This window comes from Streptomyces sp. NPDC002911 (assembly GCF_053591835.1).
In genome coordinates this window covers 645,167-655,763 of record NZ_JBSFUO010000001.1, presented here as the reverse complement: position 1 = coordinate 655,763, position 10,597 = coordinate 645,167, and the positions used below count along the sequence as shown (strand labels likewise).

Annotated in this window: 9 protein-coding genes; 6 read left to right on the top strand and 3 right to left on the bottom strand. The window is 72.0% G+C overall.

Annotated elements, in window-relative coordinates; all coding sequences use genetic code 11:
* Positions 1-132: 132 nt before the first annotated feature.
* The gene (locus ACWD04_RS02955; RefSeq protein WP_451127406.1) at positions 133-1,305 is read right to left on the bottom strand and encodes a helix-turn-helix domain-containing protein; all 1,173 of its coding nucleotides are present in this window, start codon (positions 1,303-1,305) and stop codon (positions 133-135) included.
* A 149-nt stretch (positions 1,306-1,454) separates the two neighbouring features.
* On the opposite strand from ACWD04_RS02955, the gene ACWD04_RS02950 reads away from it, so the two are divergent.
* On the top strand, positions 1,455-3,146 hold the full coding sequence (locus ACWD04_RS02950; protein ID WP_451127404.1) for a cell division protein PerM: 1,692 nt from the start codon (positions 1,455-1,457) through the stop codon (positions 3,144-3,146).
* Positions 3,147-3,173: 27 nt separating this feature from the next.
* On the opposite strand, the gene ACWD04_RS02945 is transcribed toward ACWD04_RS02950, so the two are convergent.
* Complete coding sequence (locus ACWD04_RS02945) at positions 3,174-4,103, bottom strand: hypothetical protein (protein WP_451127402.1); 930 nt, start codon at positions 4,101-4,103, stop codon at positions 3,174-3,176.
* 238 nt (positions 4,104-4,341) lie between these two features.
* On the opposite strand from ACWD04_RS02945, the gene purN reads away from it, so the two are divergent.
* The 3 genes from purN to ACWD04_RS02930 all read left to right on the top strand — a co-directional run bounded on the left by purN (position 4,342) and on the right by ACWD04_RS02930 (position 8,174).
* A complete protein-coding gene (gene purN, locus ACWD04_RS02940; protein WP_451127400.1) occupies positions 4,342-4,998 on the top strand; it encodes a phosphoribosylglycinamide formyltransferase in 657 nt (218 codons plus the stop codon).
* The gene (gene purH, locus ACWD04_RS02935) at positions 4,985-6,538 is read left to right on the top strand and encodes a bifunctional phosphoribosylaminoimidazolecarboxamide formyltransferase/IMP cyclohydrolase (RefSeq protein ID WP_451127398.1); all 1,554 of its coding nucleotides are present in this window, start codon (positions 4,985-4,987) and stop codon (positions 6,536-6,538) included. Before purN ends, purH begins: the two co-directional genes overlap by 14 nt.
* Before the next feature lie 175 nt (positions 6,539-6,713).
* Positions 6,714-8,174 carry a DUF2079 domain-containing protein gene (locus ACWD04_RS02930; protein WP_451127396.1) on the top strand — a complete coding sequence of 487 codons (1,461 nt, stop codon included), beginning with the start codon at positions 6,714-6,716 and terminating at the stop codon, positions 8,172-8,174.
* A 60-nt stretch (positions 8,175-8,234) separates the two neighbouring features.
* Here ACWD04_RS02930 and ACWD04_RS02925 read toward each other — a convergent pair whose 3' ends face one another.
* Complete coding sequence (locus tag ACWD04_RS02925) at positions 8,235-8,837, bottom strand: hypothetical protein (protein ID WP_451127394.1); 603 nt, start codon at positions 8,835-8,837, stop codon at positions 8,235-8,237.
* Positions 8,838-9,072: 235 nt separating this feature from the next.
* On the opposite strand from ACWD04_RS02925, the gene ACWD04_RS02920 reads away from it, so the two are divergent.
* Together ACWD04_RS02920 and ACWD04_RS02915 are read left to right on the top strand one after the other, a co-directional pair.
* Positions 9,073-9,951: a bifunctional methylenetetrahydrofolate dehydrogenase/methenyltetrahydrofolate cyclohydrolase gene (locus tag ACWD04_RS02920; RefSeq protein ID WP_451127392.1), complete on the top strand. Its 879-nt coding sequence runs from the start codon at positions 9,073-9,075 to the stop codon at positions 9,949-9,951.
* A 23-nt stretch (positions 9,952-9,974) separates the two neighbouring features.
* Entirely contained in the window at positions 9,975-10,547 is a 573-nt protein-coding gene (locus ACWD04_RS02915) for a DUF3017 domain-containing protein (protein ID WP_451127390.1), read from the top strand.
* Positions 10,548-10,597 lie beyond the last annotated feature (50 nt).

Below are 10,597 nucleotides of genomic sequence, written 5' to 3'. Positions count from 1 at the left end.
CTGCCGGGCCCCGCCCATCCTCGGGGGCTCCGGTTCGCGCCGCCCCCCCCCCCCGGCCCCCCGGCGCGGCCCCCCCCCCCTCGCCCTCCGGGGGGCGGCCCCGCGCCGTTTCCGTACCGGTCGGCGAATGTGTCAGGGAATGCGCGGGACCAGGCGCTCCGGGCCGTGCATGAGCTCGCCCTTCAGGGACTCCTGCAGTTTCAGGTCCTGCGGCGTCAGCTTCTCCGGACCGGCCGGCAGCGAGACGCCGCCGACCCGTTGCGCGGGTGCCAGCGGCTGCTCGTACTGGTCGGGCGCCGTGTGCAGCGTGAAGGCGGTCGTGCCGATGAGCAGCACCCCGAAGCAGAGCGCCGCCCGGGTCCAGAGTCTCGCGAGGCGCTCGCTGCCCGCACGGACGGCGGCGGCCGGCGGAGGTGCGGGCACCTCTTCCAGGAGGGCGAGTTCACCGAGCCGCTCGTGGAGCAGCGCGGGCCTGCCGCCGGGCTCCGCCAGCTCGGGCAGCCGCTCGGCGACGGCGGCACGTGCGTTCATCAGCCTGCCGGCCGTGGCAGGAGTGCTCGCCTCCGTCTCCGCGGCGGTCTCCGGCAGCCCCAGCCCCACACCGTCGTGGAGCAGCAGCGTGCGACGGTGCGAGGGGGGCAGGCCGAGCAGCGCGTCGAGCAGCGCCCCCCGCGCCGGGTCCTTCGGCAGCGCGTCGGCCCGGCGGTGGGAGCGGCGCAGCCGGTGCCAGGGCGACATCGCGTACTCGTACGAGACCGACCGCACCCAGCCTGCTGGATCACGGTCCCTGGCCACCTCGGGCCAGCGATGCCAGACGACCCGGAAGGCGTGTTCGACGGCTTCCCGGGCGAGCTTCCTGCGGCCTGTCAGCAGATACATCTGAAGGGTGAGGCCGGGGGCGGTACGGCTGTACAGGACGTCGTACGCTTCCTCGGCCGTGAGCCCGTCCCGAGGCTGCGGGACGGGTCCGGCAGGCGTGTTCCCGCCTGGTGCGTCCTCGCCCGGCGCCGGAGCGTCCGGAGCGGGGGCGTCCGGAGCAGGACCGTCAGGGGCGGGGGCGACCTGGGCAGGCGCATCCGGCGCGGGGCGGTGCTCGGCGCAGCCGATGAGCCTGGCGTAGGCAGCGCGGCGGCGGCCCCGTGGGCTGGCGCGTCCTCTTTCCCACGCGCGGACGGTGGCGGGCGTGACGCCCACCGCCTTCGCTACCTGTTCCTCACTCAGTGCCCGGGCCTCGCGCAGCCTGCGGCGCTCCTTGGGGGAAGGCAACGAGGCGGCGGGGGCCGGGCCGGTGCTGTTCCGTGTCATGCCGGGCCTCCGTCCCTGGTGGCACCGCACTGGGTGAAAAAGTACATAAACGTATATTGGGCGACACGGCGGCTATTCATCTGTTACGCGGAATAAGGGCGTGTCGTTGGCAGCATGGCCGTGTGACCCAAGTAACGGAACGCGGCCCGATGTTGCCAGCTGAGCGGAGCAGGTCCACGGCCCTGGCCTCCGCCTTCGTGCGCGGGGTGCTCGCTGCGGGCCTCGGGCTCGGCTCCCTGGCCGTGTTGGTCATGCTGCTGTGGATCGGCTCTCGGTACCCCGACAGCGGGCCCGGCGGGGCCCTCCAAGTGGCGGCCGGGCTCTGGCTGCTCGCCCACGGCGCGGAACTCGTCAGAGCCGACACCGTCGGAGGCGACCCCGCACCCGTGGCGACGGTCCCGCTGCTGCTCGTCGTGCTGCCCGTGTGGCTGGTCTACCACTTCGCCAGGGACTCGGCGGAAGGCGACGGGAAGGCTTCGGGCGGACACTCGGCCGTAGGCGCGTTCTGTGCGGTGAGCGCCGGATATCTGCTGGTGGTGCTGGCCGCGGCGGCGTACGCGCGAGACAGCGGGCTGTCCGCCGACCGGGCCTCGATCGCCTTCCCCGTCACCGTCGTGGTGACCGGCGCGGCCGCCGTGGGGGTGTGGGCGGCATGTGGACGCCCGCTGACTCCGCTGCTGGTCCGGGCGCCGCTGAGGCTGCAGGAAGCGGCCGCTCGCTCCCGGTTCCGGTCCGGGGCCGGTGTTGCCCTGCGGTCGGCCGCCGCAGGTGTGCTCATGCTGATCGGCGGCGGGGCGCTGCTGGTCGCGGTGGCGCTGGTGTGGCATGCGGGGGCGGCCAGGGAGTCGTTCCTGGGCCTGTCGGGCGACTGGGCGGGCCGGATCTCCGTCCTCCTGCTGGCCACGGCGCTTGTGCCGAACGCGGCGATGTGGGGTGCCGCCTACGGCCTCGGGCCGGGATTCGCCCTCGGTACGGCGTCCATGGTCACCCCGCTCGCCTTCACCGGACCTCCCGCGCTGCCGGACTTCCCGCTCCTCGCCGCTGTGCCCTCCCACGGCCCGGGGACGGCGGTGAACTGGGCGGCAGTCGCGGTGCCGACCGTGGCCGGCCTGACCGTCGCCCGGTTCGTCGCACAAGGGGCGGCGCCGGTGCGGGGGGAGCTCGAGGAGGCGTGGGGCCCGGGGCGGACAGCGCTGGTGGCAGGGCTGGCGGCGATGGGTTGCGGTGTCGGCGCGGCGGTGCTGGCGGCGGCGTCGGGCGGCCCGCTGGGGACCGGGGCGCTGGCGGAGTTCGGCCCCGTGTGGTGGCGGGTGGGCCCGGCCGCTCTCGCGTGGACGGCGGTGATCGGCGTACCTGCGGCGTTGCTGTTCAGGGCGTGGCGGCTGAAGGAAGACGGGTGGGGTTGGCGAGGGGACGCGGCGAAGGCGGAGCCGGTGAAGGAGGAACCGGCACAGCAGCCGGAGCGGGGAGCGGAAGAGGAGCCAGGGGGAGCGGGCAAGGAAGCGGAGCCGTACGACTTCCTGTCGGCCGACGGGTGGCACGAGGGCGGCGCGAGGGAGGCGCGGTGGGCCGCGCTCAAGAAGAGTTCGGGCGGGCTGATGGCGGACTTCCCGGCGGAGACGCCCCCGGCCCCTGCTCCGGTCCCCGCTCCTGCTCCCGCGTCGGCCCCCGCCTTCGTGTCGGCCCCTGCACCGCTCCCCGAGCCGGCACCGGCTCCTGTTTCCGCGGCTGCTTCTGCCGACGCCCCTGTCGATGCCTCCGAGTCCGAACCCGATACGAAGGCCGGCCGGGTTCCGGATGCCGCGGGGCATCCGGAACCCGGCCGGGAAGGTGCTCCGTAGCGAGCGTTCCGGTACGGGCGGGAGGGACTACTTCTTCACGCCGAAGAAGGGCTCCAGCGGGTCGGGCAGCTTGCCGTTGCAGGAGACGGCGCCGGTCTTGGTCAGGGCATCGTTCACGCAGGTGTAGTAGTCACGGTAGACCAGCTGGACCGTGTAGCCGGTGGCCACGATCGCCAGGGCCAGCAGCGCTGTCACCAGGCCGCTGACAGCCGCCGTCGTCTGCTGCCTGCTGCTGCCCTGAGGGGCGCCCGGAACGGCTCCGGGTGCGGTCCCGGGCGGCGGGGGTGTGGCCGGCCGGTCCGTACCGCCCGTGCCGGATGCCGTGCCGGCGACACCGGTGGCCTGGGGCTTCCGCGGCCCGCCGCGCAGGCCGCTGATCGACCAGTACACGGCGAGGGCGCCGAGGAGCATCGCGATCTCGGGGAAGTCGAAGAGGGCGAAGAAGAACGCCCACATGCCGCCCAGCACCGCATAGCGTGCGCGCCGCTGAGCGGGATCGGTCGGGTCCCAGCGGAGCCCGCCGGGACTGCCCTTGGGGCCACCGCCCTGGCCGCTCGGGCCGCCGGTACCACCGGGCCTGCCGCCGAAGCCGCCGCCCTGGCGGCCCGGCTGCTGGTCGCTCCACTGGCTGCCCCAGACCGGGCGGTCGTCGGAGGGGCTTTCGCCGCTGTCTCCGCTTCCGCCGTTGCCGTGGTTTCCCGGTGCGTGGGAAGGGTGGCGGGGCTGCCAGGGCTGGTCGGGCCGGTCCTCGGGCGGTGCCGCGAACGGATTGTCGTCGGACGGCTCCGACGGCCCGGACGAGGACCCGGAGGCCCCCGAGCCCGACGGGGACCCCGAGCCCGACGGGGACCCCGAGCCCGACGGGGAGTCCGGTGATGAGGACTGGCGTTCCCGCATCAGCGTGGATGCCCGCTCGGGCAGCGGGTGGCCAAAGGCGGTGCGGAGGCGGTCCGGCATGTGGTGAACGTCTTCCCCATCTCGTCATTTCCGCCCGGGGGCGGTTCCCTGTCCCCTGACGCTACCTCCCGGCCACGCCCCCGTCCCGTGGGGGCCGCCGGGAGTGCCGGTATCGTTGCTGACGGTCGGACCGTTCGTAGAGTTCCCCGTATCGCGGGACGAACTTCTTTCGTACGACCATACAAACGCACCTCCTGCACATCGCGTACTGCTGCACCACGCGAGAAAGGGCCCTGCCGTGGCCTCCCCGCCCCCCTCCGCCGCACCGGCCCGTGTGGTCGTGCTCGTCTCCGGATCAGGCACGAATCTCCAGGCACTCCTCGACGCGATCGGTGACGACCCGGAGGGTTACGGCGCCCGGATCGTCGCGGTCGGCGCCGACCGCTACGGCACCGTCGGCCTGGAGCGCGCCGAGCGCGCCGGGCTTCCCACCTTCGTGTGCAAGCTCGGCGAGTACGCGAACCGTGACGTGTGGGACGCCGCCCTGACCGCGGCCGTGGCGGAACACCGCCCGGACCTCGTCGTGTCCGCGGGATTCATGAAGATCGTGGGCAAGGGCTTCCTGGCCGCGTACGGCGGCCGCGTCGTCAACACCCACCCCGCCCTGCTCCCCAGCTTTCCCGGTGCTCACGGCGTCCGCGACGCCCTCGCGTACGGCGTGAAGGTCACCGGGTGCACCGTCCACTTCGTCGACGACGGCGTCGACACCGGTCCGATCATCGCGCAGGGCGTGGTCGAGGTGACCGAAGAGGAAACGGTGGAGGGTGAAGCCGCCCTCCACGAACGCATCAAGGAAGTCGAGCGCAAACTGCTCGTCGAGGCCGTGGGGCGGCTCGCCCGTGACGGTTATCGCATTGAGGGACGAAAGGTTCATCTCGGTCATGTCGGTGAATAAGCCCATCCGTCGCGCCCTGGTCAGCGTCTACGACAAGACGGGGCTCGAAGACCTCGCCCGCGGTCTGCACGAGGCGGGTGTCGAGCTGGTCTCCACCGGCTCCACCGCCGGGAAGATCGCAGCCGCCGGGGTACCGGTCACGAAGGTCGAGGAGCTCACCGGCTTCCCCGAATGCCTCGACGGCCGCGTCAAGACGCTGCACCCCCGCGTGCACGCCGGCATCCTCGCCGACCTGCGCCTGGACGCCCACCGCGAGCAGCTCGCCGAGCTCGGCGTGGAGCCGTTCGACCTCGTGGTCGTCAACCTGTACCCGTTCAAGGCGACCGTCGCCTCCGGCGCGTCCGACGACGAGTGCGTGGAGCAGATCGACATCGGCGGTCCGTCGATGGTCCGCGCCGCCGCCAAGAACCACCCGTCCGTGGCCGTCGTGACCAGCCCGGAGCGCTACGCCGACGTCCTCGCCGCGGTCAAGGCGGGCGGCTTCGATCTGACCGCCCGCAAGCGGCTCGCCGCCGAGGCCTTCCAGCACACCGCCGCGTACGACGTGGCGGTCGCCTCCTGGTTCGCGGACGACTACGCGGCTGCCGACGACTCAGGTCTCCCCGAGTTCCTCGGTGACACGTACGCGCGCAAGAACGTCCTGCGCTACGGCGAGAACCCGCACCAGCCCGCCGCCCTCTACACCTCCGGCGAGGGCGGCCTCGCCGAGGCCGAGCAGCTGCACGGCAAGGAGATGTCCTACAACAACTACACGGACACCGACGCCGCCCGCCGCGCCGCCTACGACCACGCCGAGCCGTGCGTCGCGATCATCAAGCACGCCAATCCGTGCGGCATCGCGATCGCCGACGACGTCGCGACGGCGCACCGCAACGCGCACGCCTGTGACCCGCTCTCCGCGTTCGGCGGCGTCATCGCCGTCAACCGGCCGGTGACCGTCGAGATGGCCGAGCAGGTCGCCGAGATCTTCACCGAGGTCATCGTCGCCCCGGCGTACGAGAACGGCGCCGTCGAGGTGCTGGCCCGCAAGAAGAACATCCGCGTGCTGCGCGCCCCCGAGGCCCCGACCGCCGCGTTCGAGGTCAAGCCCATCGACGGCGGTGCGCTCCTCCAGGCCACCGACCGGCTCCAGGCCGACGGCGACGACCCGGCCGGCTGGACCCTCGCCACCGGCGAGGCCCTCTCCGCCGACGAGCTCAAGGAGCTCGCCTTCGCGTGGAAGGCCTGCCGCGCGGTCAAGTCCAACGCGATCCTGCTCGCCAAGGACGGCGCCTCGGTCGGCGTCGGCATGGGACAGGTCAACCGCGTCGACTCCGCGAAGCTCGCGGTCGAGCGGGCCGGCGAGGAGCGGGCCCAGGGCGCGTACGCCGCGTCCGACGCCTTCTTCCCCTTCCCCGACGGCCTGGAGATCCTGACCGCCGCCGGCATCAAGGCCGTCGCCCAGCCGGGCGGCTCGGTCCGTGACGAGCTCGTCGTCGAGGCCGCGAAGAAGGCGGGCGTGACCATGTACTTCACGGGCACGCGCCACTTCTTCCACTGACGACGCCCGCAGTGACATCCCGCAGGCCGTACCCCTTCCGGGTGCGGCCTGCAATGCGTCCCGGCATACGGGAATCAGTCGTCTCTCTGTTCTAATGGATGGCCTTGTCGGGCCGTAACGGGTGGGCCGGGCGCGACCGGCAGTGACCATTGAGGGACTCCGTTGCGGGGGCATCGTGCTTGACCTGAACCAGAGCGGATCCGAGGTGCCCGGGGAGCAGGCCCCGGAGGCGGTCGCGGACACGACGCCCCCGGTGCCGCTGCGGCCTTACCTGATCGCCGCCGTGGGCCTGTGCGCGCTCTACTTCCTCTACGGATACCTGCGGTACAGCCACTTCCAGTCGCCCTCCTGGGACCTGGGCATCTTCGAGCAGGAGGTGCGCGCCTACGCCGGGTTCGACGCCCCGGTCGTCGACATCAAGGGCCCGGGCTATCTGATACTCGGCGACCACTTCAGTCCCCTGGTGGCGCTCCTCGTCCCGCTCTACTGGATCTGGCCGTCCGCCCTCGCCCTGCTGTTCGCCCAGGCCGCCCTGTTCGCCGCCTCCGCGGTCATCGTCGGGCGTACCGCCCAGCAGATCCTGGGCGGCCGCACCGGCCTCTGCGTCACGGTCGCGTACGGGCTGTCCTGGGGGCTCCAGGAAGCGGTGAAGGCCGACTTCCACGAGATAGCCCTCGCCGTCCCGCTGCTGGCCCTGGTCTGCCGGGCCCTGCTCACGGAGCGCCGACGGGCCGCAGTCCTGTGGTCGCTGCCGCTGGTCTTGGTCAAGGAGGACCTCGGCGTCACCGTCGCCGTCGTCGGCGTACTCCTGGCCCTGTACGGGCGGCGGCTCCAGGGCTTCCTGCTGGCGGCCTTCGGCGTGGTCGCGTTCGCGCTGACCGTGCTGGTGCTCATACCGGCGGCCAGTAGTGCGGGGACGTACGACTACTGGAAGAAGATCGAGGAGAACGGCGGGCAGGAGGTCTCCCCGCTCGACTCCCTCCTCGGCGTGTTCGACTCCTCCGTCAAGCTGGAGATGCTGGTCTTCCTGGTCGGCATCACCGCCTTCATGGCGCTCCGCTCGCCCCTGATCCTGCTCGTCCTGCCGACGATCGGCTGGCGACTGCTCTCCCAGGACTCCAACCACTGGGGCATGGTCTGGCACTACAGCGCCATCCTGATGCCGGTGGTCTTCCTGGCCATGGTTGACGGCATCCGTCGCAGCCGGGACTCGAAGCGTCCCTGGCTCGTCTCGTACGCGAACGTCGCCGTCCCCGTGGCCGCGGCGATCGCCGTCGCCCTCACCCAGCACCTTCCGCTCCGCGACCTGCTGCGCCCGGAGACCTACCGCGCCGACGCCCGCACTCACGCGGCCGAAGCGGCGCTGGAGGCCATTCCCGTGGGGTCGAGGGTGGAGACGGACATCACGCTGATGGCCCACCTGACCGCGGACCGCACGGTCTACTGGGTCGGCGGGGCGCCCGGCACCGCACCCGACGTGGTCGCGATCAACCTGGACTTCGGCTGGTCACGACCGATCGACGACCCGGTGAAGTACGCCGAGCAGCTCCACCCGGAGGCGCGCTACCGGATCACCCGGGAGGCCGGCTCCTTCGTCGTCATGCAGCGGACCACACCGGCGCCCGGAAACGGCTGAAGGCCGCACGCCCGCGGATGAGCGGGTGTTACGGCCTTCATGCGCGGGTGCGCGGGGAAGTCAGTGCTGCGGCTGCTGCTGGCGGTTGAACCAGGCGCCGCCGTCGGACTTCGCCACGAAGACGACGACCAGGATGGCGAGGACGGTGTGGACGAGGCCCATCACGACGAAGGGATAGATGCCGAGGATCGCGGTGATCACGCCGAAGACGATGGCCGTGATGCGGATTCCGTTGCCCCCCTTGCCGAACTTGGCGCCGAGGACGACGGCGAGGACGCCCCACAGCACGGCGAAGACGGCGATGCCCCACAGCGCGTTGCCCGAGTAGTCGGCGAGCTGCTGGAACTGGACGTCCTCCTGCAGCGTCGCGTCGTTCTTGGCCGCGTTCACGGCCGCGGCGGCGAGGGCGACGAAGATCGTGCCGATGACCTGGAGGCCGGCGATCACGAAGAGCATGACGCGCGCGGCCTTCACGCCGCCGGGCATCTCGGTCGGCCCGCCCGGGTAGCCGTAGCCGCCCTGGACCGGCGGGGCCTGCGGGTAGCCGTAGCCCTGCTGGGGAACACCCTGGGGGGCCTGCTGCGGGTAGCCGTAGCCCGGCTGCCCGCCCGGCTGCCCACCCTGCTGCTGGCTGTAGGGGTTGTTGGGGTCGCCGAAGCTCATTGCTGGATTCCTCCGTTGGGAAGTGCTGGGGACGACGCGGCCCGCGCGGAGGAAACGTGTGCAATCTGAACGGTGGTCCCCCCGACACTGTCCGCGGTTATGCGGGCTTTATCGTCGTCGTGACATCCGCTTTTTGTCCAGCCGAATGCCGAATGCGTTGTGCAAGTGCAATCTCGCGTCCACGTGGCAGGCCCGGATTGGTACGCGGGCGGGGTCATCCGGGAGGATGGGTGTCATGACTGCCCAGATTCTCGATGGCAAGGCCACCGCAGCTGCGATCAAGTCCGATCTGACCGTCCGCGTGGCGGCCCTCAAGGCGCAGGGCATCACACCCGGCCTGGGAACCCTGCTCGTCGGCGACGACCCGGGCAGCCGCTGGTACGTGAACGGCAAGCACCGTGACTGTGCCCAGGTCGGCATGGGCTCCATCCAGCGCGAACTCCCCGACACCGCCACCCAGGAGGAGATCGAGGAGGTCGTACGGGAGCTCAACGCCAACCCGGAGTGCACGGGCTACATCGTGCAGCTTCCCCTCCCCAAGGGGATCGACACCAACCGCATCCTGGAGCTGATGGACCCGGCGAAGGACGCGGACGGGCTGCACCCGATGAACCTGGGCAAGCTCGTGCTGAACGAGAGCGGCCCGCTGCCCTGCACCCCGCAGGGCGTCGTCACCCTGCTCCGCCGTCACGGAGTGGAGATCAACGGCGCGCATGTGGTCGTCGTCGGCCGGGGCGTCACCATCGGCCGTCCCCTCCCGCTGCTGCTGACGCGCAGGTCCGAGAACGCGACCGTCACCCAGTGCCACACCGGCACGCGTGACCTCCCGGCGCACCTCAGGCAGGCAGACATCATCGTCGCTGCCGCCGGTGTGCCCCACCTGATCAAGCCCGAGGACGTGAAGCCGGGCGCGGCCGTGCTGGACGTCGGCGTCAGCCGCGACGAGAACGGCAAGATCGTCGGCGACGTCCACCCGGGGGTGTCGGAGGTGGCCGCATGGGTCGCCCCGAATCCGGGCGGCGTCGGCCCCATGACCCGGGCCCAGCTGCTCGTCAACGTGGTCGAGGCGGCCGAGCGCGCTGCCGCCGAGGCCTCCGCCGTAGCCGCCGGCTGACCCGGACCGACCGGAGGTACGTCATGGGCGCTGGTACGAGTCCGGCGGACGGTACGCACGCGGACGGTACACACGCGAAGGGGCCGGCCGAGGAGGCGGGAACGTCCGAGGAAGCCGGGGCGCCCGCCACTGTCGAAGTGGATGGGACGGACAAGGTGGACGGAGCAGCTGAGGCAGCCGGGGCCGGTGGCTCGACCTGGGAGCCCTCGCGACGCTTCTCGCTGACCCGTGACACCGCGCGTCCCGAGGGAGGCGGCCGGGCGGCCCCCGGGGACGCCCCCGCCCCCGCCCGGCAGTGGCCGCTGCTCACGGTGCTGTGCACCGCCGGGCTCGGTCTGCTGATCGTGGGGACCGACCCCTTCGACCAGGCGTTCAGGATCGGCGTGATGCTGATGGGTGTCGCGCTGCTCGCCGGGGCGGTGTTGCGCTGGGTGGTCCCCTCCGTCGGCATGCTGGCCGTACGGTCGCGTTTCACCGATCTCGTCACGTACGGCCTGATGGGCGCGCTGATCGTGCTGCTCGCGCTGATGGCGCAGCCCAAGCCGTGGCTGAACCTGCCCTTCCTGCAGGATGTGGTCCGCTTCACCGTCCGCTGAAGGGGTGTCCGTCCCCTCCCCCGAGAAGGGACGGACACCGGACAGGGGGC